This is a genomic window from Streptomyces sp. NPDC003032 (assembly GCF_053591415.1).
In genome coordinates this window covers 305,226-330,080 of record NZ_JBSFTT010000002.1, presented here as the reverse complement: position 1 = coordinate 330,080, position 24,855 = coordinate 305,226, and the positions used below count along the sequence as shown (strand labels likewise).

Sequence of the window (24,855 nt, the reverse complement as noted above, 5' to 3'; positions counted from 1 at the left end):
CGTTCTCAGCCGAGGTCGAGGGCGTTGCGCAGACCGAGTCGGTAGCGGGTGCGGTCGTGGCGCTTGGCGAGCTCGACCGCCGGGGCGCGGTACATCGGCGTCACCGTGCACGGCTTCTGGTCCGAACCCGTCTGCTTCAGCAGCGCGTTGACGGCCTGGCGGGCCGACGCGTTGGCGCCCTCCATCGTCGCCAGGTCGATGTCCACGGACACATAGTCTCCGGAGAGGAAGAGGTTCGGGATCTTCGTCGCGGCCGAGGGGCGGTTGTGCAGGGTGCCGACGGGGTGGATGAGGAGTTCGTCCTCGTTGGTGGGGCTCGGTGTGCCGAGGCCGTCGACGCCCGGGTCGAGGAACCACGAGTGCAGCTTGCCGTCGCTCAGGACCGTCTTGCCGGTGTCGTTCAGCGCGGCCTTGAGCTGCGCCCACACCTCCTTGGCGACCTCGTCGCGGGTGCACTGCTTGGCCGTCTTGCCGTACAGGATGCCCGGCTTGTCCCACTCGGAGATGTCCACCGACAGACAGTCGACCGCGACGCCGTCGCCGTAGTCGGCGGGGAAGTCGCGCTCCGGCCAGTGGCCCGCCTGCGCGATGCCGGTCAGCGACCAGGGCGAGTCGATGCAGTTGAAGTGGCCCTTCACGAGCGGCGGGCGCTCGGTCAGATAGAACTGGATGCCCGTCATCCAGTCCGTCTGGAGCTTGTCGCAGCGCGCCAGCTGCGGGTCCGCCGCCTTCATCGCGGCGCTCCACGTCCGGCGCGCGTGCTCCACCGGCATGGCCTGCACGTAGTGGTCGGCGGTGATGTCACGCCGTACGCCATCGGGGTCCTCGAACACCGTCTTGGTGATCCGGCCGCCGCCGAACGCCAGTTCGCGCACCGTCCAGCCGATGCGGAACTCGACGCCGAGCGACTTCAGATGCGTCACCCACGGGTCGATCCAGGCCTCGTTCGTGGGCGCGTTCAGGATCCGGTCGGGCGGGCCGTCGGCGCCCTGGCCCAGCGCGTTGAAGACGAAGGCCTCGCCGAGGCTGCCCACCGTGCGGGTGCTCGCCTCCTCGGCCTTCGTCGCGACGATGTTGCGGGTGATGCCGATCGCCAGGATGCGCTGGTAGTCCTTCGACATCCTCTCGGCACGCACGAAGTCCCACCAGGGCGTCGACTCCCAGTCGTCGTCGCGGCGCTCGTCGCAGCTGGTGAGGAAGACCAGGGCGCGGTTCACGAAGTACGCGACCTCATGCGCCGGCAGGTTGAACGCGGTGTCCAGCAGCGCGGTGAGCGCGCGGGCGATGTCGTCCGGGGTGAGCTTCTCCGGCTCGCTGCCCGGCCACGGGATCGGCATGCGGAGGTCCTCGCGGCCGGTGCGCGCGAACGACATCTCGCGGGGCGCGACGAGGTTGTCCCACACGCCGTTGGCGTTCCCCGGGAAGGGGATGCGGCGCATCGTGTCGGGGAGGTTGTGGTAGATCCCCGGGATGAAGCGGAAGCCGTGCTCACCGGGCAGTGGCCTGCGGTTGCCCTTCGCGCTGTTCGGTACGTCCATGCTGCGGGCCTTGCCGCCGAGCGCCCTGCGCTCGTAGACCGTCACGGCGAAGCCGCGCTCGGCCAGCTCATGGGCGGCCGTCAGCCCCGCGACACCGCCGCCGAGTACGGCCACGGACTGCTTCGCCCGCGGCGCGCCCGGCGTGGCGGCCGCCGCGGGCAGCGTGCCCGCCGCCACACCCAGCGCGGCGGCCCCGCCGACCGCCGCCGCCCCCGCGACGAACCCCCGCCGCGTGCTTCCCTCTCCACCACTGCGCCCCATGCCCCGTCCCCCTTACTCCCAGTAACTGACGTGTCAGGCGCAGGAGCATACGGTCGCGGTCGGTGAGGCGGAAGATGCGACGGTGCAGCTTCACACTTTGGCGTGATTGCGGTGCGGGGGAGCCGGACGAGGGCGCGTCAGTTCCGTGGTCCCCGTGCGCCCGTCCCCAGTACGTCCGTGAGGGAGTACCGCACCGGCTCCTCCAACTGGGCGTAGGTGCAGCTCTCCGGGTCCCGGTCGGGGCGCCATGTGCGGAACCGCGCAGTGTGGCGGAAGCGCCGCCCGCCCTCCATGTGGTCGTACGCCACTTCGCAGACCCGTTCGGGGCGCACCGGCACCCACGACAGGTCCTTCTTCCCCGACCAGCGGCTCGGCGCCCCCGGCAGCCGCGCCGACTCGTGCGCCGCCTCGTCCCCCCAGGCCGCCCACGGGTGCCCCTCCGCCGATCCCATCCGCAGCGGCTCCAGCTCCTCGATCAGCTCCGCCCGCCGCTTCATGGAGAACGCCGCGGCGACGCCCACATGCTGCAGGGCACCCTCACTGTCGTACAGACCGAGGAGGAGCGAGCCGACAACGGGGCCGCTCTTGTGGAAGCGGTACCCCGCGACCACGCAGTCCGCCGTGCGCTCGTGCTTGACCTTGAACATGACGCGCTCGTCCTGGCGGTAGAGCAGATCGAGCGGTTTGGCGATGACACCGTCGAGGCCCGCGCCCTCGAACTCCTCGAACCAGCGCCGCGCCACCTCCGTGTCGGTGGTCGCCGGCGCGACGTGGACGGGTGGCGTCACCCCGGACAGGGCCGCCACCAGGCGCTCGCGGCGTTCGCCCATGGGGGTGGTGAGCAGGGACTCGTCCGCGAGGGCGAGCAGGTCGAAGGCGACGAACGAGGCGGGGGTGCGCTCGGCCAGCAGCGCGACGCGCGAGGCCGCCGGGTGGATGCGCTCGGTGAGCGCGTCGAAGTCCAGGTGCCCGTCCCTGGCGATCACGATCTCGCCGTCCAGCACACAGCGCGCCGGCAGCCGCTCCCGCAGCGCCTCCACGAGTTCGGGGAAGTAGCGGGTGAGGGGCTTGCCGGTACGGCTGCCGATCTCGATGTCGTCGCCGTCGCGGAAGACGATCGCGCGGAAGCCGTCCCACTTGGCCTCGTACTGCATGCCCGGCGGGATCTTCGCCACGGGCTTGGCGAGCATGGGCTTCACGGGCGGCATCACCGGCAGATCCATACTCCGATTCTGCGGGGATTCGCTCCATACCGCCCGGTGTGCGCCGCATGTCCCGCCCGCTTAGCGTGGCTCCATGGGTGAAGCCGAGGGCAAGAGCGCCAAGGGCAGGAGCGCGGCCGTGGAGATCGACACGGGGGAGCGAACGGTACGTCTGTCCAGCCCCGACCGGGTGGTCTTCCCCGAGCGGGGTTTCACCAAGCTGGACGTCGCCCAGTACCTCGTGGCCGTCGGACCGGGCATCCTGCGCGCGCTCAGGAACCGGCCCACCACCCTGCAGCGCTACCCGGACGGGGCGGCCGGGGAGTTCTTCTACCAGAAGCGGGTCCCGAAGAACCTGCCCGACTGGATCCCCACCGCCACCATCGCCTTCCCCAGCGGACGCACCGCGGACGAGATGTGCCCCACCGAGGTGGCCGCCGTCGTCTGGGCGGCCCAGTACAACGCGCTCACCTTCCACCCCTGGCCGGTACGGCGCGACGACCTCGACCACCCCGACGAACTCCGCATCGACCTCGACCCGCAGCCCGGCACGGACTACGCCGACGCGGTACGGGCCGCGCACGAACTCCGCGCCGTCCTGGACGAGTTCGGAGCTCTGGTCGGCTGGCCCAAGACGTCCGGCGGCCGCGGCCTGCACGTGTTCGTGCCCATCGAAGCGCGCTGGACCTTCACCCAGGTGCGGCGGGCCGCGATCGCCTGCGGCCGGGAGCTGGAGCGCCGGATGCCGGAGCGGGTCACGACGGCGTGGTGGAAGGAGGAGCGGGGCGCACGGATCTTCGTGGACTACAACCAGACGGCCAGGGACCGCACGATCGCCTCCGCCTACTCGCTGCGGGCCCGCCCGCACGCCCCGGTGTCGGCCCCGCTGCGGTGGGACGAGGTCGACGACGCGGCGCCCGAGGACTTCGACCTCGCCACCATGCCGGAGCGCTTCGCGAAGCTCGGCGACGTCCACGCGCGCATGGAGGACCGCACCCACTCCCTCGAAGCGCTCCTGGAACTCGCCGACAAGGACGAGAGGGACCACGGTCTCGGCGATCTGCCGTACCCGCCGGAGTACCCGAAGATGCCGGGCGAGCCCAAGCGGGTACAGCCGAGCCGGGCCAGACACGAGGACTGACCCGGCACGTACGAGGATCGACCCGGCCGACAGCCGGTGGACCGTCAGTCCGTGAAGCGGGTCAGGATGCCGCCGAGGGACTCGAAGCCCTGGACGCTCGGCCCCCACGCCTTGCCGTCCCACCACTTGTGGTGCAGCGCGGAGTCGGTGCCCCGGACGAACACGTCGAGCCGGTTCGCCTCCCAGGCGACCGCGGTCGGCGAACTCGTGCAGATCCCGCCGAGGGATTCCCAGCCCTTGATGCTCGGGCCCCAGGCGTTCCCGTCCCACCACTTGTGGTAGAGCGCGGAGTCCGTCCCGATCACGAACAGGTCGAGGCGGTTGGCTCCCCACGAGACGGCGGCGGGCGTCCCCTCACAGATTCCGCCGAGGGATTCCCAGCCCTTGATGCTCGGGCCCCAGGCGTTGCCGTCCCACCACTTGTGGTAGAGCGCGGAGTCCGTCCCGATCACGAACACATCCAGCCTGTTCTGCCCCCACGAAACAGCGACGGGTTCTCCCATGCAGGTTCCGCCGAGCGATTCCCAGTCCTTGATGCCCGGGCCCCACGCGTTTCCGTCCCACCACTTGTGGTACAGCGCCGAATCCGTCCCGATCACAAAGAGATCCAGCCGGTTCGCCCCCCAGGACACCGCTTTCGGCTTGGTCATACAGATCCCGCCGAGCGATTCCCAGCCCTTGACGCTCGGGCCCCACGCGTTTCCGTCCCACCACTTGTGGTGCGTCGCCGAGTCGGTACCGGTGACAAAGAGGTCGAGCCGGTCGGGGCCCCAGGAAATGGCCTCGGGCGCGCTGGTGCAGATTCCGCCGAGGGATTCCCAGTCCTTGACGCTCGGGCCCCACGCGTTTCCGTTCCACCACTTGTGGAACAGCGCCGAGTCCGTCCCGATGACGAAGACGTCGAGCCGGTCGTGCGCCCACGCGAGCGCCGTCGGCGGACTCGTGCAGACTCCGCCGAGCGACTCCCAGCCCTTGATGTCCGGGCCCCAGGCCCTGCCGTTCCACCACTTGTGGTAGAGCGCGGAGTCGGTGCCGATACCGAAGACGTCGAGGCGGTCCGACTCCCACGACACCACGGGTCCCGAGGCGGGCGAAGGGCCGTACATCGCGTGCACGGCGGCGATGTCGTCCGTGCTGAGGCCGGTGCGCTGGCCGATGACGGCGCCCTGCACGGTCGGCACGATCGTGTCCTGGCCGTTGCTGGAGAACGCGTTGCGCGGGTAGTGCATGATCGAGCCGTAGTCGTACGGGCCCACGTCGTCGCCGTCGGTGATGTGCTGGTCGAAGTTGTGCTCGAAGCCCTGGGTGATGTTGGCCCAGATGATCGTCACGAACTGGTCGCGGTCCTCACGGCTCTGCTCGTGCCACAGGCCGATCGCGTGCCCGATCTCGTGCACGCAGTTCCCCGTCGTGCAGCCGGCGGCGAGCGTGATGGTCTGCGAACCGCCTCGCCGGCCCACGAACGACGAGCAGCCGCCGCCCGGCACGAAGCGCACGAAGTCGGGGAACTGCGCCTGGTTGGCGGGGGTCCGTCGCACGAAGCGCATCCGGGTGCGGGTCTGCCAGTGCGCGATGGCGTCGGTCACCCGCTGCTGGTTCGGCAGGTTCGCGTCGATCTCGAAGGGCACCAGCGCGTTGGGCCAGCGGAACTGCTTTCCGGAGATGATGACCGCCGACTCCGGTACTTTGCCCTCCGACTCCGCCCTCAATTCCGAGGTGCGGCGCTCGACTTCCGCGACCGTCCCGAGCACGATGTCGCCCTCGAAGACCGCGAGCCCGTCGATGTCCACGTACTGCACCGGCTTTATCTGGAAGCTGGTGCCGTCGATCAGGCCGGTTTTCACGTCCCGGGAGGAGCGGAACTCCCCGTGTCCCTCACCAGAAACTCGTGACTCGGAAGCAGCCATCTCGTGTCTCCCTCTGATCCGGCTTCCCGCCCTGCCGTCACGGGCGCTATTTTGCGGAAAATAATGGGATACGGCACGACCAACAAGGGCTGGGCGAGCGTATGCGAAACGTAGAAATCGCTGTCTGTCTCGCGGCGGGTACGGCACCGCCGCGGGGAACCGTGACCCTGCGCGCGCAGGTCGAGGAGATCAGGGCGGCGGACGCGCCGGCCCGGGTGGTGAGCCGGACCGCCGAGCGCGGTGTGGACCTCGCCGCACCGCACCGGCTCACCCTCGCCGTGGAGACGCCCGACCCCCGGGCGCGGTACACGGTCCGCGTGCACGCCGACGTCGACGGCTCCGGCGAGATCGCGCCCGGCGACCTGGTGTCGGTCCGGGGCAACCCGGTACTGACGTACGGAGGCGCGGACTCGGTGGCGGTCGAGGTCACGCGGGTGCGGTGACGCGGGCGCGGTGACGCGGAAGCCGGGAGGGCGTTGACGACCGCCCTCCCGGCTCCGTGACGCGCGACGAGAAGCCCGGTTACAGCTCCTTGATCCTGATGTCCCGGTACGACACCACATCTGTCACACCGTGGACCTGGAGCCCGAGATAGCCGGACGCGTAGCGGCGTCCGTCAGTGCCCGGGTCGTCGGCGCGCGGGGGCGTGAAGTCCTGGCCGCCGACGTTGTCGAACTCGTTGAGCAGGACGCCGTTGCGGTAGACCGAGTAGTGCTGGTCGACCACGCGGATCTCGTAGTCGTTCCACGTGCCCTTCGGGGTCACTCCGGCACCGGCGAGCCCGACCCGGTCGAAGCCGTAGACCGACGCCGTCTTGTACATGTCGCCGTCGGGACGGTCGTGGACCTGCACCTCATGCCCGTACTTGATGGCGACCCACTCCGGGCGCGACTCCTCCGGGTGGTCGTGGACCTGCGGGAAGCGCACGAACACACCGGAGTTGGTGTTGCCGTCGCCCGGCGCGTCGTCCCGCCACTGGAGCTTCAGCGAGAAGTCGCCGTACTTGCGCTGCGGGAACCACAGCATGCCCATGCCCTGGACCGTGGTGCTGCTGGTGATCGTCCCGTCGTCGTTGAGACCGAACTTGCCGCCGCCCACCTGCTCCCACTCGCCGAAGGACTCCTCGGTGCCGTCGAAGAGCTTGCGGTAGCCGTCCGTCTGGCCGGGCCTGCCGATGCCGGACTGTTTCGCGGCACGGTTGATCTTGTTGTACTCGCGCTGAACGATGACGCCTTCTTTAAGAAGTCTGTCGGTGACGGCCTTGACGTGCTTCAGGAAGAGCGCGTGCGAGGTCCACTCCTTCTCGTCCTCGATCATCTCGTTGATGCGGCAGCGGTTGTTCGTGACGCGGTTCGGGATGCCCGTGTCGACCGTGCCGACGATCACCGTCAGCCGCTCGTCGAACTCGGGGCAGCCGGGCGCCGGGACCCCGCCGCCCCGGGAGACCGTGAAGGAGACGGACTTGGCCTCGGCCGTGTTGCCCGCCTTGTCGCTCGCCCGGTACGCCACGGTGTGCCGCCCCACGCGGTCGACGACGACCGGTGCCTCGTAGGCGAGATAGGGACCGCCGTCCAAGGAGTACTCGACCTTGGCGACACCCGAATCGGCGTCGGTCGCGGTGACCGTCACCCTCGCCCTGCCGAGATAGGCGCCGTCGGAGTCCTTGTCGCCCTCGACCTTCGCCGAGGTCTGCGGCGGCGTCCTGTCCTGGACCGGCGGCGCGACCACGGTGAACTCGACCGCCTTCTCGGCCGCCTGGTTCCCCGCCTTGTCGGAGGCGCGGTAGCGCACCTTGTGGGTGCCCGTCTCGTGGACCATGACCGGGGCCGTGTACGCCGTCCAGGCGCCGTCACCGATCGCGTACTCGATCCTGTTGACGCCGGAGCCGGTGTCGGACGCCGTCACCGTGACCGTCGCCATCGCGACGTACTGCCCCTGCTCGTTTTTCTCGCCGGTCACCATGGCCGACGTCTCCGGAGGCGTCCTGTCGTCCGTCGACGGCGCCACCACGGTGAAGTCGACGGACTTCTCCGCCGCCAGATTGCCCGCCCTGTCGACGGCCCGGTAGCGGATCGTGTGGGTGCCGACCGTGTCGACGACCACGGGCGCGGTGTAGGGCTGCCACGCGCCGTCCGCCCCGGCCGCGTACTCGATCCTCTCGACGCCCGAGCCCACGTCCGTCGCGCTCACCACCACCGACGCCGAACCGACGTACGCGCCATCGGCGTCGGTCTGCCCCTCCACCTTCGCGGAGGTCTCCGGGGCCGTGGTGTCCTCGCCGCCGCCCTCGGTCACCACCAGGATGCCCTGCATCGCCCCGTGGCCGGGGATCGTGCAGTGGTAGCGGTAGCGGCCCGGGGTGAGCGTGACCTCGGCGGTGTGCTTGCCGCCCTGGTCGTCGTCGGGGTTGGCCAGGATGTTCAGCGGGACGTCGTTGTTGTACTCCGGGTCGGAGACGTCGAACGTCAGCGTGTGCGGCATGCCCGTCGTGTTGCCGGTCGCCTCGCTGTTCTCGAAGACGATCGTCGTCGGACCCGCCACCGCCGTGGTGGGAGCCGACTTGTACTTGTCGATGTCGTTGTCGGCCGTCCAGGTCAGGGTCTGTGCCGCCGCGAGCCCGGTGTTGTCGGGGCGTGCCGTGGCCGCCGTCGATGTCAGGCCGAGCACCATGAGCAGCGACGCGAGCAGCGCCGTATACAGTCTTCGCCTCCGCACGGTCCGTGCGGTGGGGGAACGCGTCATTGCGCCCTCCTCGCCAGGTCGTCGGCGGCCGGGGTCGGCGCGCCGCCCTTGTACGTCACGCGCCACAGCGCCGACTTGGAGTCCGAGGTGAAGAAGCCGCGGCCGTAGTCGAGGACGTACAGGGAGCCGTCCGGCGCGAACTTCCAGTCCATGAGGTTCTTGATGCCGTCGTTGCCGATCGGAATGATCTTCTTCAGTGACTCGGCGTGCACCGGAAGGCCGCCGCTCCCGACCGTCTTCGGGTCGGTCAGCACCGCGTGCCGCGGCTGGTCGCCGTCGTAGAAGTCGCCGACGAACCACTTGCCGTCCCAGTAGGAGGGCCACTTGTCGGCGCCCGCGTCGGCCGCGTCGTAGCGGTAGACGGGTCCGTTCATCGTGGCCTGGCCACCGCCCTTGAGCCATGGCAGGAGCTGCTTCTGCTCCTCCGTCCGGTAGCTCGGCACGCCGTTCGCGTCGCGCGGGTAGTCGATGCCGCCGCCCTGCGGCGAGTACCAGATGTTGTTGGGTTCGGCCGGCGGGATGTTCACCAGGCCGTCGTTGTTCGGCGACTCGTTCTTGAGGTTCTCGCAGTCGTACCAGCCCAGCGGCTTCGACGGGTCCGGTAGGTTGCGGTCGCGGTAGGGCTGGTTGTTGCCCATGCAGTACGGCCAGCCGCGGTTGGAGGCGTGGGTGATCGCGGCGAACGTGTCGTACTTCGCCGGTCCCCACGTCGTCGACGGCACGCCGGCGTCCGGGCCGACCCAGCCCGCGTACAGCGTGTCGGTCTTCTCGTCGATGGAGATGCGCGCCGGGTTCCTGACGCCCATCACATAGATCTCGCCGCGCGTCCTGCCGCCGCCCTCGTCCTGCTCCTTGCCGGTGAAGAGGTTCCCTTCGGGGAGCGTGTACGTCCCGTCGGGCTCCGGGTGGATGCGCAGGATCTTGCCGTTGAGGTTGTTGGTGTTGCCCGCGGTGCGGCGCGCGTCGGCGAACGAGACGCCCTTGAAGTTCGGCTCGGGGTTGTTGCCCGAGTAACCGTCCGTGAACCGCGAGGAGTTGTTGTCACCGGTCGCGATGTAGAGGTTGTCCTTGGAGTCCCAGGCCATCCCGCCGCCCGAGTGGCAGCAGCTGTGGATCTGCACCGGCCACTTGAGCAGCACCTTCTCGCTGCCCATGTCGAGCTTGTCCGTGGTCCGGTCGAGCGTGAAGCGGGAGACGTACCGCTCCGCCATGTGCGTCTCGCGGTTGATCCTCGCGTGCGGTGTGTAGTGCAGGTACACCCACCCGTTCTGTTCGAACCGCGGGTCGAGTTCGATCCCGAGCAGGCCCTCTTCGACCTTGATCAGCTCGTCGCCGCCGCCCTTGTTGCCGAAGACCGGGAGGGTGCCCGCGAGCGTGACCTTCTTGGTCTTCGGGTCGTAGACGTGGATCTCACCGGTGCCCTTGCCGATGTCCGGGTTGTTCCAGTCGGTGATCACCGGCCGGGAGGAGTCGGCTCCGCCGCGGCCGATGTAGAGGACCCTGCCGTCGGGCGCGGTGACCAGGCCGTGCGGTTCGCCTATCTGGTCGTTCGCGCCCGGCCGATTGGGCTGGGTGAGGCGTTCCGCCCGGTAGTTGGCGTTGATCGTCGCCTCGCAGTCGGCGCGCGCGATGCGGGTCGTCCACAGCAGGGCGCCCCGCAGATGGCCGCGGAAGTCCACTTCGTCGTACGACGATGCCGTGCCGCCCATGCCGGTGTAGAAGGAGCGCCCGCCGTCGTAGTCGCGGCACCAGGAGACGGGGTGGTCCCAGCCGTTCTTGCCGGTGCCCGGCCGGTAGGTCGACTCCCGTACGCGGGCGACCGTGTGCACCTCGCCCGAGGGGTTCTTCGTCCAGTTCAGCCAGCGGTCGGGGCGCTTCCACTGGAGGGGCAGGCCCTTGGCCGCCGGATGCTCGCGGTCGCCGACCTCGACGGTCGCGCGCTGGACGTCCGTCGGACCGGAGTCCGCCGGGCGGGCGCCGATGAGTCCGGTGAACCAGGTCGAGTACGGCTCGGCGCGCGCAGCGTCATGGACGCCGAGGAAGCCGCCACCGGCCTCCATGTACGCCTCAAGGCCCGCTTCCTGCTCGGGGTCGAGGACATCGCCGCCACCGGTCAGGAACGCCACGGCGTTGAACGTGCCGAGCCTTCTCCCGTCCGTGAAGACGGTCGGGTCGTCCGTCGCCACGATCTTGAACCGCTGGGCCGTCGGACCCGACTGGCCGATCTTCTCGATGGCCTCGATGCCGGCGTCGACGACGGGGGACTCGTCGCCGCCGGCCGCGGAGCCGTGGAAGACCAGTACCTTGACGTTGGCGCCACCGGGCGGCGACGGGAGGGACATCGTTGTCATAGGCGGTTCCGGATACGGCCGCGCGGACGCGGCCTGCGCGGAGAGCGCCCCGGTGACCATGGCTCCGGACAGCAGCGCGGCCGTCCAGGCCCGGCGCGAGCGGTTCGGTCTGCGTCGTGCTCTGCTCAACCCTCGTACGGTCAAGGGCTCTTGATGCGGTGTGCGCCGCATGAGTACACCCACCCCTCGTCGGTCACAGCAACAGCGCCGACGAAGCTAGACCTCTTTTCGCACCTCGCCAATAGGTATCACCGCGATAGCGCGAACTTTGTCCTGAGTGTGGATGAACGGAGATCCCGTCGATACCGTATGGCCGTCCCCGGGGCCTCCCGCGCCCCGCCAGTCTCCGTACCGCAGTGGGGAGTTCGGCATGGACCGACGGAACATGGACCGGCGGAGCTTCAGCCGGAGGATGCTCGCGGGCGGCGCGGCGGCCGCGGCGGGCGTGACATCGTTGTCCCTCACCCATGCGCCGGAGGCGAGCACGGCCGAGGGGCCGCCGAGGACGGCGCCCGCGGGCGGCGAGGTCAGACGCGTCAAGATGTACGCGGAGAAGCTCCCCGACGGGCAGATGGGGTACGGCCTGGAGAAGGGCAAGGCGTCGATACCGGGCCCGCTCATCGAACTGAATGAGGGCGACACCCTGCACATCGAGTTCGAGAACACGATGGACGTGGCCGCCAGCCTGCACGTCCACGGCATGGACTACGAGATCTCCAGCGACGGCACCAAGCACACCAGGAGCGACGTCGAGCCGGGCGGCAGGCGCACCTACACGTGGCGCACGCACGCCCCGGGCCGCCGCAAGGACGGCACCTGGCGCCCCGGCACCGCGGGCTACTGGCACTACCACGACCACGTGGTCGGCACGGACCACGGCACCGGCGGCGTGCGGAAGGGGCTGTACGGTCCGCTGATCGTGCGGCGCAAGGGTGACCTGCTGCCGGACAAGACCTTCACGATCGTCTTCAACGACATGACGATCAACAACAGGTCCGGCCACGACAGCCCCACCTTCGAGGCCACCGTGGGCGACCGGGTCGAGTTCGTGTCGATCACCCACGGCGAGTACTACCACACGTTCCATGTCCACGGTCACCGCTGGGCGGACAACCGCACCGGCATGCTGACCGGCCCCGACGACCCGAGCCAGATCCTGGACGACAAGATCACGGGCCCCGGCGACTCCTTCGGCTTCCAGGTCGTCGCGGGCGAGGGAGTGGGCGCCGGGGCCTGGATGTACCACTGCCATGTGCAGAGCCACTCGGACATGGGGATGGCGGGCCTGTTCCTGGTGAGGAAGGCGGACGGGACCATCCCGGACTACGAGCCGCACCATCGCGCCAAGGGCGCGGGGGAGTCCGGAGGGCACGGCCACAGTTAGCCCGCCCTGAGCCATGTCCGGTTCAGGAGTCGCGCAGGCGCTCCAGGAGAGTCGAGAGCATCTCGGCCCTGTCCTCCGGGTCGGGGTAGTCCTCCGCGTCCTCGCAGCGGTCGGCCCAGCCGGACGCCTCAAGGCGCCGCAGACGCTCCACGAGGCGGGGCCGGATGCCGTCCGGGAGGCGGAAGCCGTCGTAGAGCGAGACGGCGGTGCAGTGGGTCAGGAAGGCCCAATGGACATCGGGGGACTCCAGTTCCCTGAGCAGCCGGTCGAACGCGTCCGGGGCGCCGTACTCCAGGGCGTCGCGGAGGCTGAACGCGCGGACTTCGGGGACGGGCGAGTCGGCGGCGCGTTCCAGGGCGTCGGCGGCGGCCCGAGCCTCGCTCTTCCCGGCGTAGTCGAGACCGGACAGCGTCCTCGCGGCGGTCACCCGGACCTTGTCGTCGGTGTCGTGCTCAAGGAGGCCGACGAGGGCGGACACGGCCTCGCCCTCCAGCGCGGTGCCCTCCACCATCGGGTTGAGGCCCTCGGCGGCGGCCGCGCGCACCCGGGCGTCGCTGTGCCGCAGCCCGTCGAGGAACAGCCGCAGCGGCGGGTCCTCCAGCGGGTCGCCGACGTGCAGGACGTCGTAGCAGTGCAGCAGCTCGCTCAGGGAGGCGGCGTCCAGCGGCTCCGCGGCCAGCTCGGCGAGGGTCTCGCCGACCCGGGCCGGGCGGAACACGCCGTTGAACAGCAGGAGATCGGAGAGCGTCTCGACGCCGAGCTTCCTGCGGTCCGGGTCCTCGTCGGCGCACAGGGCCAGCGCCTCGTCGAACAGCAGGCCGAGCCGCGCGCGGTCCGTCCAGGCCTCGTCCTCCGGATGCTGGGTGAGGTCCACCAGGATGTCGCTGCGTTCCTTGTCGCCCGGCGGGCGCAGAAGGGCCTCGGCGAGGGCCGCGCGGGTCCCGGTCCGTATCCGCTCGGCCTCTTCCACCGGCAGCGGCTCGTTCCTGCGCACCACCAGGGACGCCACGATGACCGCGAGGTCGAACGCCAGGTCGCGAGCGAAGCCGCCCGGCCGCCCGAGCCCCGCGATCCCCTCCGCCGTCCAGCCCTCGCCGCGCAGATACGTCAGCCGCTCCCGCATGTCGTCGCGCAGATCCTCGCCCACGTCCCGCACGGCCGGGGGCCCGCCGAGCTCCGCCACGAGCCCGGTCCAGGCCCGCACCAGGCCTTCGGGGTCGTCCAGGTGCTCCGCGAAGGTCCGCTCCGTCCGGTCGCGGACCGCCGCCTCGCGGCGCAGCGCGGCGGCGAAACCGTCCGCCACGGACTCGTGGAAGGACTCCGTGTACGGCTCGCGGGCCACCGCTTGCGCCAGCTCCCGCAGGGCCCACTCCACGTCGGCCGTCTCGGCCGCCTCGGCCGCGGCCCCGGCGCGCACCGCCGCGTCCGGGTCCCGCAGCAGCTCGGCCAGCTCGGCCTGCCTGCGATCTCTTCGCGTCTTGAACATGGGCGTACCGTATGCGCCGAGAAGGCGGCCGAGCCGATGCGGGAGGATGCCCCCTGACACCGTCAGGGAGGAGTGACCGCAGGTGACCGAGGAACCGCGCCCCACGCTGGAGGCCGTGGCCGCCCGCGCCGGGGTCTCGCGCGCCACCGTCTCCCGCGTCGTCAACGGCGGCCCGGGGGTGCGCGAGGGGCTCGCGGAGAAGGTCAGGGCCGCGGTCGACGAGCTGGGCTACGTTCCCAACCGCGCCGCCCGCAGCCTCGTCACCCGGCGCCACGACGCGGTCGCCGTGGTGATCGCCGAGCCGGAGACCCGGGTCTTCGCCGACCCCTTCTTCGCCCTGCAACTGCGCGGCATCAGCAAGGAGCTGACCGCCCGTGACGTACAGCTCGTGCTGCTGCTCACCGAGGGGCGGGACGACCATGAGCGGGTCGGACGCTATCTCGCGGGCGGCCACGTCGACGGCGCCCTCGTCTTCTCGCTGCACCTCGACGATCCGCTGCCCGGCATCATCCGGCGCGCCGGGGTGCCCACCGTGTTCGGCGGCCGCCCCGGCTGGCCGGACGCCGCGTCAGGCGAGCGGGACGTGCCCTACGTCGACTGCGACAACCGCGGCGGTGCGCGCGACGCGGTGCGCCACCTGGTCGGCCTCGGCCGCCGCCACGTCGCGCACATCACCGGCCCCCTCGACCAGACCTCCGCGGTCGACCGGCTCGACGGCTTCCGTGACGTCCTCGTCGACGTGGACCCGCGGCTGATCGCCGAGGGCGACTTCACGCCCGCGGGCGGGGAGCGGGCGATGCGGGAACTCCTCGGCGGCGCGCCGGAGTTGGACGCCGTCTTCGCGGCCAACGACCTGTCGGCGTCCGGCGCCCTCCGGGTGCTGCGGGAGCGCGGCAGGAGGGTGCCGGACGACGTGGCGGTGGTCGGCTTCGACGACATGCTGCCGGTGGCGGAGCAGACCGAACCGCCGCTGACGACGGTCCGTCAGGACATCGAGGAGATGGGCCGCTTGATGGCCCGGACGCTCCTGCGCGGCAGGGACGGGGAGGAGTCCACCTCCGGACCGACGAGCGTGGTGCTGCCGACGGCCCTGGTGCGCAGGGCGTCGGCGTAACAGGCGCGGTACGCGCACGGCCCGCACGCAAGTGTGGACCACATGCTGAAAGTGAATACGCTGCCGAACGTGCCGCCATGGGCGAGACCTGGGCGCGCTGACCACGACGGCCTTCGGAGTGATGTTCGTGTACACGTCGGTCAACGCGGACATGGACGCATCCCCCTGGGGCACCTGGCTGCTCAACATCGTCTACGCCCCGCTGCTCCTGTGGGGCCCGCTGCTGGGCGCGGTCACGGTGCACTACTGCCGTCGTCGGACGGCCGTCTCGCACGAACCGGCTACGAACCCACGCTCACCGTGAACCGCCGCGGGTTCCCGTCGTGCGCGGCGCCCGACACGTCCGGTTGCCCGTCGGGACGTACGTCGTCGTACGGGAAGGCGTAGCCGATGGGGGAGTTGGCGTGCACCACCCGTGACCAGTGGTTGGTCACCGGGCCCCGGTAGTAGTCGGCGGCCGTCGGGCCGTTCGGCTGCGAGGGGTGCGTGAGCATGATGCTGCGGTTGAAACCGGCCGCGAGCCGCGCGAGGAGGCCCTTCTTGTCGTCCGGGTCGCCGGGGTTGTTGGCGAAGGGGCCGTGGTTGCAGGTGAAGATGTCTTTCGACGTCGGCTTGGTGAAGGAGTGGCCGCCGTTGAACGTCAGTACGTCGCCGCTGACGCGCCCGGTGAACACGCCGCGCCCGCCCTGGAGGTCGATCTTCAGGTCGGTGGAGCGGTACTTGTCCCACACCTGGTCGATGTAGCCCTTCCATACGTCACGGAAGGGCATCTGGTCGGGCCTGTCGAAGTAGGGCGCCATGAGGTTCTGCGGCGAGATCACGCGCAGCACGCCCCCGCCGTCGCTCCGGATGACCAGGTCGTCCCAGGGCTGCCCGTCCCACGCCGCCTGTGCCACGAGGTCCGAGGCGATTCTGCCGACGGCGCCGTCGGGGAGCGGGGCGACGGTGTGCGTGGCGTCGCCCTCCAGGGTCAGCCCGATGGGGAGCGCGGTGACGAGGTCGACGTAGCTGATGTTGGCGAAGAGCTGCTGGGGGTTGAAGGTGAACTCGCAGAACGACCACGTGCGGCCGTAGTTGGGGTCCGCGCGGGTCGCGAAGGCGGGCTCGACCAGGGCGGGGCCGGGGTTGAGGAAGAAGTCCAGCTTGTCGTCGCGTACGAAGTAGACGCGCGCGCCGTACATCTGAGGGAGCGTCAATATCCGGGGCGGCGAACCGGCCGCGCCGAGCGGGATGGCGCAGTCGACCGCCAGCGGGGTCTGCGGCGCCGAGGGCGACTCGGGGCGGTAGACGCCGCCGTCCGGCTTGAGCAGCAGCCGGCGGCCGGTGCCCTGCTCGTGACCGGTGACGTAGGCGCGCACCTGGCCCGGAAGCGACTTGTTCCGCAGGGCCAGCTCACAGGTGGCGGGAGCGGCCTTGGTGCCCGCCCGGGCACTGGGGCTGAGAGCGCTCGCCCAGAGGGGGTGGGTGAGGGCGCCCGCGGCGCCGGCGGCGGTGGTCAGAAACATTCGACGCGATATCACGGAAGGTCTCCTGCACGGTCGTGGGGGGTGGTGCACCACTGTCTCGGCAGGCGATCGAGGCGTCAAGAGATGTGACTGAGAGCGCTCTCAGAAATGTGTTTCCTTCACGAAGTGACGACAGGACGGATTGTCAGTGGCGGGTGCCAGACTCGAAGAGACGGCAGCGAGACGCGGCGAGACGCGACAGAGGAGTCGATCATGGTCGGTACCCGTTTTGTCACAGGCGCTCCGGTCTGGGTGGACATGTGCGCCCCGGATCTCGGCAGCGTCGTCCCCTTCTACCGCGAGCTGTTCGGCTGGGAGCTCCAGCAGGGCGGCCCCGAGGTGGGGGGCTACAGCCAGTTCCAGATCTCCGGCAGGACCGCGGCGGGCGCGATGGCCATGGCGGCCGACGAGGCCCCGCCGGCCTGGACGCTCTACTTCCGCGCGACGGACGTCGACGCCACGGCGAAATCCGTCGAGCAGCTCGGCGGCAGCACGCTCGTCGAAGCCATGGACATCCGCGACCTCGGCCGCATGGCGGGCTTCACCGACCCGGCGGGCGTGCCGTTCTCCGTGTGGCAGCAGGGACAGCTCAAGGGCCTCGATGTCCTGAACGAACCGGGCGGCCTGGTCTGGACCGAGCTGTACACCCCGGACGTCGCCGCGGCCACGTCGTTCTACGGCTCGGTGTGCGGCTGGCGGACCACCGAGATGACCTTCCCCGGCGGCTCGTACACGATGGTGCATCCCGCCGACGGCACCGAGGACGACATGTTCGGCGGCATCGTGCCGCTCGACAGCGACCCCACCGAAGAGGGGGCGTACTGGCTGCCGTACTTCCAGGTGGACGACTGCGACGACACGGTCGCCAAGGCCGAGCGGGCCGGCGGCGCGGTGCGGATGCGGACGGTGGAGATGGCGGGCGTCGGCCGCTTCGCCAAGCTCGCCGACCCGGCGGGCGCCCGGTTCGCGGTGCTGCAGCCGTCTCCTCCCGGTGAGCAGATGGAGTCCTGACCCGCGGGCGGACGGTCGTTGATCGTTCGTTGATCGCTTGTTTCGCGCGCCGGGGCAGTATCGGTGCCATGCAGATCGACATGACGGCCCAGCCCGAACTCGCCTGGCAGGAGCAGGCGCTGTGCGCGCAGACCGGAGCGGACTTCTTCTTCCCCGAGCCCGGAAGCTCGGTGCGCGAGGCGAAGTACATCTGCCGGATGTGCCAGATGCGCCCGGCCTGCCTGGAGTACGCACTCGCCAACGACGAGCGGTTCGGCGTCTGGGGCGGCCTCTCCGAGAAGGAGCGGTACGCCCTCAGACGCGTACCGCGCGGCACACGGTGACGTGCGTGCGCCTTCAGGCGTACGTCACCGTGAACCGCCGCGTCCCCGCGGGGACCTGGACATCGTCACCGGAGACGGGCAGGTCGTGCCCGTCCGCCGTCGCCGCCCGCACCTGACCGAACCGGCAGGGATAGACGTACCGCACCCGCTCCGGGGCCTCGGTGACCTCCACCGCGACCGTCCGCTCGTCAGCGTCATGGGTGAGCCGGTAGCCGAAGGGCTCACCGAAGAGCGTCGGCGCGGACTCCACGGCCACCGTGTCGCCGTCCGGCACCCAGTGCGGCCGTACGCCGGGCGCGATGTACACATGCGGGTCGCGGTCCTCGTCCGCCTCGAAGAGCAGAATGTCGCGGATCAGGAGCAGATACTCGGCGGCGGCCCAGCCGTGCGGGATGTCGCCCATGTACCAGTGCCGCGACGGCACTTCGTGGAAGTCCGACGCGATGGTGAACGCGTGCTGCTCGTTCCACGCGCCGAGGGCCACCGCACGGCCCTCCGCGCGCGGGAAGGAGGCGCCGACGATCCAGCCGAGCAGCGCGTCCGTCCGCACCGGATCGCCCGCGAGCAGGTACGCGTGCGCCAACTGCGTCGTGAGGTAGGGCCCGTACGCGTTCCAGGCCGCCTCGTGGCGGTAGCCGCCCGACACGAAGTGGGCGTACATGGTGTCGAGTGTGAAGCGGGCCGCCCGGTCGATGTCCGGGCCCAGCTTGCTGCCCATGTGCAGGCGCAGCGGATGGAAGAACGCCGCGGTGCCGATCATCGTCGAGTCGAGGCGCCCGACGTCGCCGGGCCCGGTCGGGATGTACGTCTCCCACGCCCCGCGCCTGCGCTGCTCCTCCAGGACCCAGTGGATCGAGGCCGCCGTCGCACGCTTCATGTCGTCGAACACGGCCCAGAGTTCGGACACGTCCGGCGAGCCGATGCGCTCCGCGAGCCGCGCCGCCTCGTAGAGACCGGCCAGCGCCCACAGGTCGTCCCAGTAGTGCGGCTTGTCGCGCTCGCCCACATGCTCGGCGCTCCAGCCGCTGTGCAGCAGCCCGTACTGGTCGCGGTTGTCGCGCAGCCACCGGGCGCCGTCGATCACGTACGGCGTGTAGAGCTTCGCGCCGAACGCTCCGGCGGGCCCCTTCGTGCGGTCGAAGCGGCCGATCGCCCACAGCGCCTGGCCGTTGCTGTCCCACTCGCGGTCGTCGCGCTCGTGCGGGCCGCCGTAGAAGCCGTACTCGGCGCACGGCCCGATCCGGCCCGTGCCGCGGTTGAACTTCAGCGGGTAGTGCGTGCCCAGCTGGTGCTCGGCGAGCGCCGCGTCGCCCACCAGCGAGCAGGCGGTCGCCTCCACGGACGAGTCACGGATCCAGAACGAGTCGTAGACCGTCGGGCCCGGATGGATCTCACCGCCGTCGGAGAGGATGAGCAGCTGCGAGCGCGACTGGCGGAACAGATCCGTCAGATGGGAGACGGGGCGCGGCAGCCGGGGCTGAAGTCCCTGGTCGAGCAGTTTGGACGTCCAGAAGGTCCGGTTGGCCGCCTCCAGTTCGGCGGCCGGTGTCGCCGTGATCTCGGTGAGGTCGGCGGCCCCGCTGTACAGATCGACGGGCAGCCGCACATCGAGCTCGAACGTCTCGTCGTCGACGACCCGGAACGGCCACGCGAACGCCGCGCTGCACATCCCCGCGATCTGGTCCTGCGCCTGCCGCGCCCCGTTCAGCTTGCCGCCCATGACCAGGTCGTGGAAGGGGCTGTGCGTCAGATACGCGTTCGGGTCGTAGGAGAAGTCGGGGTTGCCGTACACGCCGTACTGCTCGGGCGCCGTGTCGAACACCGGGCCCCACCCGCTGTTCGTCTCCGCCCGGCTCTCCTCCGGCAGATACCGCAGGAACGTCAGCCTCCGGTCGGTGATCTGCCGGCCGTTGCGGTCGTGCCGCTGGAAGCCGCTCGGCCCCGCCGGCATGACCGCCGCGCACAGCCACCCCTCGCGCGGCCGCCCGGTCGCGGTGCCCACGGTCAGCCGCGTCACCACGAGGTCCCGCTGCCGGGCGCCGACGGTCGTCGCGAACGTGCGCTGCACGAACGCGACGCCGTCCGGCGTACGGAAGTCGGTCAGGACGACGGGCAGATGCGGCGCCTCCACGCGCTGGCCGACCGTACCGCCGTCGGTGAGCTGCGGCAGGTGCAGGGCGCCCGACGCCGGGTCGTACAGGAAGAAGGACAGGCAGTACTTGTCGTAGACCGGCTCGATCTCACCGGCCTGACCGATCAGGGACTCCTGACGGTGATCCTTCACGCCCACCATGTGCCAGTAGCGGTACAGGGCGTTGGAGGCCAGGGCGGCCTCCTTCGATTCGTACGTCCCGGCGTCGAAGTCGTCGCTCCAGCGCCGGAAGGCCTGCTGCGCCCACCACGGCACGGGAGAGGGCACTTGCGCCCTGCCCGTCCAGCTGCGCCACATGACCTCGTAGAACATCCACTCATGGGTCTGTGCCATGGGTTCCACCCCCATGCCACAGTCGCACCGGGGAGGACGTCCGTAAATCGATGTGGCGCCACTGGTTGGTGTACGGCGGTCAGGCTCCGCTGCGCGGGCGTCAGGCTCCGCGCGCCGCCAGCCGCGCCTTGCGGGCGGCCAGCTTCTCGTCGAACTTGGACGCCTCCGCGTCGAGCCCGCCCATGAAGAAGCCCAGCTCCTCCTGCGCCTTCAGACCCTCGGGGCCGAGGCCGTCGATCTCAAGGACCTTCAGGTGGCGCAGCACGGGCTGGAGCACGTCGTCGTGGTGGATGCGCATGTTGTAGACCTCGCCGATGGCCATCTGCGCGGCGGCCCGCTCGAAGCCCGGCATGCCGTGGCCCGGCATGCGGAAGTTGACCACCACGTCACGGACGGCCTGCATGGTCAGGTCGGGCGCGAGCTCGAAGGCGGCCTTCAGGAGGTTCCGGTAGAAGACCATGTGGAGGTTCTCGTCGGTGGCGATGCGGGCCAGCATGCGGTCGCAGACCGGGTCGCCGGACTGGTGTCCGGTGTTGCGGTGCGAGATGCGGGTCGCCAGCTCCTGGAAGGCCACGTACGCGACCGAGTGGAGCATCGAGTGGCGGTTGTCCGACTCGAAGCCCTCGCTCATGTGCATCATCCGGAAACGTTCCAGCTCGTCCGGGTCGACGGCGCGCGAGGCCAGGAGATAGTCACGCATCACGATGCCGTGCCGGCCCTCCTCGGCCGTCCAGCGGTGCACCCAGGTGCCCCAGGCGCCGTCGCGGCCGAAGAGGGAGGCGATCTCGTGGTGGTAGCTGGGGAGGTTGTCCTCGGTGAGCAGGTTGACCACCAGGGCGATGCGCCCGATGTCGGTGACCGGGGACTGGCCCTTCTCCCACGCCTCGCCGTCCTCGAAGAAGCCGGGGAAGTTGCGGGCGTCGGAGAACGGGACGTACTCGTGGGGCATCCAGTCCTTGGCCACCTTCAGGTGGCGATTGAGTTCCTGCTCGACCACTTCCTCCAGCGCGTAGAGCAGCCGGGCATCGGTCCAGCTGTCCGTGCTGCCGAGGTGGGGAGAGGTGATCGTCACGTGGGCTCCATACGGGGACGGGGATACTTACGAGCAGTGCGAGCGGTGCACTACCTACGGTCTCGTAGGTTACGTTGCCGTAGGTTAAACCCACCGTAAAGGGGTTGTGAGCCCGGCCCCCGTACGTCTCCCCAGCAACAAAGGCCTCATTACTGGTCAGGCGTACAGTTCCCGGAACCGGACTGAGAGGCACGTCACACAGCCTTCGAGCTTCTCGAACTCGCTGATGTCCACCAAAACCGGGTCGAAACCGAGATCGGCGAAAAGCTCCGCGCTCTTCGGCGCACTCGCCGCCATCAGCAGCCTCGCGCCGCCCAGGAGCACCACGTGCGCGCCCGGCTCCTCCGGCACGGGCAGAAAGCGCGGGAAGAGCGAGGGGCTGTCGACCAGCGGCTCGTACCCGATGACCGTCCCGTCGGGCAGCGCCGTCACCGCCGACTTCAGATGCAGGACCCTGGCGACGGGGACGGCGACCACGCGCGCGCCGAGCGGTTCGAAGGCGGCCCGCAGCTGCCGCACCCCCTGGGCGTCGGTCCTGCCGCCCCGCCCCACGTACACCGTTTCGCCGATCTTGAGGATGTCGCCGCCGTCGAGCGTGCCGGGCTCCCGGATCCGGTTCACCGAGCAGCCGAGCCGGGCCACCGCCTCCTCGACGGCCGGCGTCTCGCCGCGCCGGGCCTCGGCTCCCGGCCGGGCGATCAGCGCCACGTTCCGGAAGACGACGACCGTGTCCTCCACGAACACCGAGTCCGGGCAGTCGTCCGCGGGCTCCACCTCCACCGTCTGCCAGCCGTGCGCGTCCAGCGCGGCGACGTACGCCTCCCACTGCCGCAGCGCGAGCCCCACGTCGACCGGGGTGCGTTCCAGGTGGGTGAGCAGGCCTTCGGCGAGACGCGGGCCGGGACGGCGGATCAGGGCCTTCTTGCTGGGCACGTGTACTCCTCAGGGGGGCGGGGCAGTGCCGCACATCATGCGGCGCGGTCCCCTTCCAGGCCCAGAGCGCCCCGGAGGTGATCCGCCGTGAACGACCCCCGTGCCTGGAGGAGCCGCGCCGGAGTGCCCTCGAAGACGATCCGCCCGCCGTGCTTGCCGCCGTCCGGGCCGAGGTCGATGACCCAGTCCGCGTGCTTGACGACGTCGAGGTTGTGCTCGACGACGAGCACCGTGTTCCCGGCGTCGACGAGCCGGTCGAGCATCGCGAGGAGCCCGTCGACGTCCGCCATGTGCAGGCCGGTCGTCGGTTCGTCCAGGACGTACGTCGTGCCGGTGCGGTGCAGCCGCGTGGCCAGCTTGATGCGCTGGCGCTCGCCGCCGGACAGGGTGCTGAGCGGCTGGCCGAGCGTGAGATAGGTGAGCCCGACGTCCCGCAGGGCGCCGAGGCGTCGGCGTACCGCCGGGTCGTCGAAGCGGCCGAGGAAGTCAAGCGCCCGCCCGGCGGTCATCTCCAGCACGTCGACGACGGACCGGCCGTCGACGGTGAGGCGCAGCACCTCGTCCTTGAAGCGCCGCCCCTCGCACGCCTCGCACGTCGTGGTCACCGGGTCCATGAACGCCAGGTCGCTGTAGATGATCCCGCGCCCCTGGCAACGCTCGCACGCGCCATGGGAGTTGAAGCTGAACAGGCTCGCCTTCGCGCCCGTCTCCCGCGCGAAGAGCTTGCGCACCGTGTCCATGATCCCGAGGTAGGTCGCCGGGGTCGAGCGGCCCGAGATGCCGATGGACGACTGGTCGACGACCACGGCGTCCGGGTGCGCCGCGGTGAACGCCTTCGACACCAGCGTGCTCTTGCCGGATCCGGCGACGCCGGTGACCGCGGTGAGCACCCCGGTCGGCACGCGCACGCTGACGTTCTTGAGGTTGTGCAGATCGGCGCCCTTGATCCAGTGTCCGCCGGTCGCCTCGCGCGGCCTCTCCTTGATGGTCCTGACGCGGCGCAGGTGGCGTCCGGTGAGGGTGTCCGCCTGCCGCAGCTCCTCCGGCGTCCCCTCGAAGACGACCAGGCCGCCGTCGGTGCCGGCCGCCGGTCCCATGTCGACGACGTGGTCGGCGACCGCGATCACGTCCGGGTCGTGCTCGACGACCAGGACGGTGTTGCCCTTGTCGCGCAGCCGCAGCAGCAGGTCGTTCAGGCGCCCCACGTCACGCGGGTGCAGGCCGACGCTCGGCTCGTCGAAGATGTACGTCATGCCGGTGAGGCTGGAGCCGAGATGGCGCACCATCTTCAGGCGCTGCCCCTCGCCGCCGGAGAGCGTGGACGTCTCGCGGTCCAGGCTGAGATAGCCGAGCCCGATCGCCTCGATCCGCTCCAGTGCGGCGACGGCGGCCCCGGCGATCGGGCCCGCCACCGGATCGTGGATACGGCCCAACTCCTTGATGAGGTCGGTGACTTCCATCCCGGTGCAGTCGGCGATGCCGAGGCCGTTGACGCGTGTGGCGAGCGCCGCCGGGTTGAGCCGCGCCCCGCGGCAGGACGGGCAGGCGCCTTCGACGAGGAAACCCCGCACCAGGTCGCGGGTCTTCTGGGAGAGCGCGGACAGGTCGCGGTTGAGGTAGAGCCGCTCGAAGCGGTCGGCGAGCCCTTCGTAGTCGATGTCCCGGGCGCCGCCGGTGTTGTCGACGTTGACCTTCACCTTTCCGCGGCCACCGCGCAGCAGGAACTGCCGCTCCGCGTCGGAGAAACGGCCGACCGGCTTGTGCGTGTCGAGGCCGGTCGTGTTGGTGTACGTCTGGCCCTGCCAGGTCCCCGCGGCGAACGGCGGGAAGAGGATCGCGCCGTCCGCCAGGGACTTGGCCGGGTCGAGGATGCGGTCGTAGTCGGGCCGCACGGTGCGGCCGAGGCCGTCGCACTCGGGGCACATGCCCGACGGGTCGTTGAACGAATACGCCGTCGCCGGGCCCGCACTCGGCGTGCCGTGCCGGGAGAAGAGCACCCTGATCACGGAGTAGACGTCCGTCATCGTGCCCACGGTGGAGCGGGAGTGGCCGCCGATCGGCTTCTGGTCGACGACGATCGCGGGCGAGAGGTCCTCGATGGCGTCCGCGTGCGGCCGCTCGTACTTCGGCAGCCGGTTGCGCACGAACCAGGTGAAGGTCTCGTTCAGCTGACGCTGGGACTCGACCGCGATCGTGTCGAAGACGACCGACGACTTCCCGGACCCCGACACCCCGGTGAAGACCGTGAGGCGGCCTTTTGGGATGCGCAGGTCCACTTCCTTGAGGTTGTTCTCACGGGCTCCGACGATGGCGATGTGCTGGTGCGTGCTCTGTCGTGCGTCCTGTCGTGCGTCCTGTCGTGCGTCCTGTCGGGTGTGCTGTCGCGTGTCCTGGTGCATA

General features: G+C 70.3%; 18 protein-coding genes. 7 read left to right on the top strand and 11 right to left on the bottom strand.

Going from position 1 to position 24,855, the window contains the following annotated elements; all coding sequences use genetic code 11:
* Positions 1–5: 5 nt before the first annotated feature.
* Together ACWDZ7_RS03985 and ACWDZ7_RS03980 are read right to left on the bottom strand one after the other, a co-directional pair.
* Positions 6–1,799 carry a hydroxysqualene dehydroxylase gene (locus ACWDZ7_RS03985; RefSeq protein WP_451794588.1) on the bottom strand — a complete coding sequence of 598 codons (1,794 nt, stop codon included), beginning with the start codon at positions 1,797–1,799 and terminating at the stop codon, positions 6–8.
* Between the two features lie 137 nt (positions 1,800–1,936).
* Positions 1,937–3,022, bottom strand: coding sequence for an ATP-dependent DNA ligase (locus tag ACWDZ7_RS03980; RefSeq protein WP_451794587.1), 1,086 nt, complete (start codon positions 3,020–3,022; stop codon positions 1,937–1,939).
* A 73-nt stretch (positions 3,023–3,095) separates the two neighbouring features.
* Between ACWDZ7_RS03980 and ligD the strand changes: the two genes are divergently transcribed.
* Entirely contained in the window at positions 3,096–4,142 is a 1,047-nt protein-coding gene (gene ligD / locus ACWDZ7_RS03975; RefSeq protein ID WP_451794585.1) for a non-homologous end-joining DNA ligase, read from the top strand.
* 44 nt (positions 4,143–4,186) lie between these two features.
* On the opposite strand, the gene legP is transcribed toward ligD, so the two are convergent.
* Positions 4,187–6,049 (bottom strand): Dot/Icm T4SS effector Zinc-dependent metalloprotease LegP, encoded by a 1,863-nt coding sequence (legP, locus tag ACWDZ7_RS03970; RefSeq protein ID WP_451794583.1) that lies wholly within the window; start codon positions 6,047–6,049, stop codon positions 4,187–4,189.
* Positions 6,050–6,210: 161 nt separating this feature from the next.
* Here legP and ACWDZ7_RS03965 point away from each other — a divergent pair, with 161 nt between their 5' ends.
* Positions 6,211–6,492: a hypothetical protein gene (locus ACWDZ7_RS03965; protein WP_451794581.1), complete on the top strand. Its 282-nt coding sequence runs from the start codon at positions 6,211–6,213 to the stop codon at positions 6,490–6,492.
* Positions 6,493–6,571: 79 nt separating this feature from the next.
* On the opposite strand, the gene ACWDZ7_RS03960 is transcribed toward ACWDZ7_RS03965, so the two are convergent.
* On the bottom strand, positions 6,572–8,791 hold the full coding sequence (locus ACWDZ7_RS03960; protein ID WP_451794580.1) for an OmpL47-type beta-barrel domain-containing protein: 2,220 nt from the start codon (positions 8,789–8,791) through the stop codon (positions 6,572–6,574).
* Positions 8,788–11,313, bottom strand: coding sequence for a ThuA domain-containing protein (locus ACWDZ7_RS03955; RefSeq protein ID WP_451794579.1), 2,526 nt, complete (start codon positions 11,311–11,313; stop codon positions 8,788–8,790). The genes ACWDZ7_RS03960 and ACWDZ7_RS03955 overlap by 4 nt, the downstream gene beginning before the upstream one ends.
* Before the next feature lie 214 nt (positions 11,314–11,527).
* On the opposite strand from ACWDZ7_RS03955, the gene ACWDZ7_RS03950 reads away from it, so the two are divergent.
* On the top strand, positions 11,528–12,526 hold the full coding sequence (locus ACWDZ7_RS03950) for a multicopper oxidase domain-containing protein (RefSeq protein ID WP_451794778.1): 999 nt from the start codon (positions 11,528–11,530) through the stop codon (positions 12,524–12,526).
* 22 nt (positions 12,527–12,548) lie between these two features.
* Here ACWDZ7_RS03950 and ACWDZ7_RS03945 read toward each other — a convergent pair whose 3' ends face one another.
* Positions 12,549–14,012 (bottom strand): HEAT repeat domain-containing protein, encoded by a 1,464-nt coding sequence (locus ACWDZ7_RS03945; RefSeq protein ID WP_451794577.1) that lies wholly within the window; start codon positions 14,010–14,012, stop codon positions 12,549–12,551.
* An 82-nt stretch (positions 14,013–14,094) separates the two neighbouring features.
* Between ACWDZ7_RS03945 and ACWDZ7_RS03940 the strand changes: the two genes are divergently transcribed.
* Both ACWDZ7_RS03940 and ACWDZ7_RS03935 read left to right on the top strand, forming a co-directional pair.
* A complete protein-coding gene (locus ACWDZ7_RS03940) occupies positions 14,095–15,126 on the top strand; it encodes a LacI family DNA-binding transcriptional regulator (protein ID WP_451794576.1) in 1,032 nt (343 codons plus the stop codon).
* Positions 15,127–15,247: 121 nt separating this feature from the next.
* Positions 15,248–15,430 (top strand): hypothetical protein, encoded by a 183-nt coding sequence (locus ACWDZ7_RS03935; protein WP_451794575.1) that lies wholly within the window; start codon positions 15,248–15,250, stop codon positions 15,428–15,430.
* Here the strand turns inward: ACWDZ7_RS03935 and ACWDZ7_RS03930 are convergent.
* Positions 15,408–16,646 carry a glycoside hydrolase family 64 protein gene (locus tag ACWDZ7_RS03930; RefSeq protein WP_451794573.1) on the bottom strand — a complete coding sequence of 413 codons (1,239 nt, stop codon included), beginning with the start codon at positions 16,644–16,646 and terminating at the stop codon, positions 15,408–15,410. The two genes, ACWDZ7_RS03935 and ACWDZ7_RS03930, sit on opposite strands and share 23 nt — an antisense overlap.
* A 198-nt stretch (positions 16,647–16,844) precedes the next feature.
* Here ACWDZ7_RS03930 and ACWDZ7_RS03925 point away from each other — a divergent pair, with 198 nt between their 5' ends.
* On the top strand, positions 16,845–17,642 hold the full coding sequence (locus tag ACWDZ7_RS03925; RefSeq protein ID WP_451794572.1) for a VOC family protein: 798 nt from the start codon (positions 16,845–16,847) through the stop codon (positions 17,640–17,642).
* A gap of 68 nt (positions 17,643–17,710) precedes the next feature.
* Positions 17,711–17,965 carry a WhiB family transcriptional regulator gene (locus ACWDZ7_RS03920; protein ID WP_451516042.1) on the top strand — a complete coding sequence of 85 codons (255 nt, stop codon included), beginning with the start codon at positions 17,711–17,713 and terminating at the stop codon, positions 17,963–17,965.
* Positions 17,966–17,978: 13 nt separating this feature from the next.
* On the opposite strand, the gene ACWDZ7_RS03915 is transcribed toward ACWDZ7_RS03920, so the two are convergent.
* The 4 genes from ACWDZ7_RS03915 to ACWDZ7_RS03900 all read right to left on the bottom strand — a co-directional run bounded on the left by ACWDZ7_RS03915 (position 17,979) and on the right by ACWDZ7_RS03900 (position 24,854).
* Entirely contained in the window at positions 17,979–20,450 is a 2,472-nt protein-coding gene (locus ACWDZ7_RS03915; protein ID WP_451794571.1) for a hypothetical protein, read from the bottom strand.
* A 100-nt stretch (positions 20,451–20,550) separates the two neighbouring features.
* Positions 20,551–21,522, bottom strand: a complete 972-nt coding sequence (locus ACWDZ7_RS03910; RefSeq protein WP_451516040.1) for an acyl-ACP desaturase — start codon at positions 21,520–21,522, stop codon at positions 20,551–20,553.
* Between the two features lie 156 nt (positions 21,523–21,678).
* Entirely contained in the window at positions 21,679–22,455 is a 777-nt protein-coding gene (ddaH, locus tag ACWDZ7_RS03905; RefSeq protein ID WP_451794569.1) for a dimethylargininase, read from the bottom strand.
* A 35-nt stretch (positions 22,456–22,490) separates the two neighbouring features.
* Positions 22,491–24,854, bottom strand: coding sequence for an ATP-binding cassette domain-containing protein (locus tag ACWDZ7_RS03900; protein WP_451794568.1), 2,364 nt, complete (start codon positions 24,852–24,854; stop codon positions 22,491–22,493).
* Between the last annotated feature and the right edge of the window lies 1 nt (position 24,855).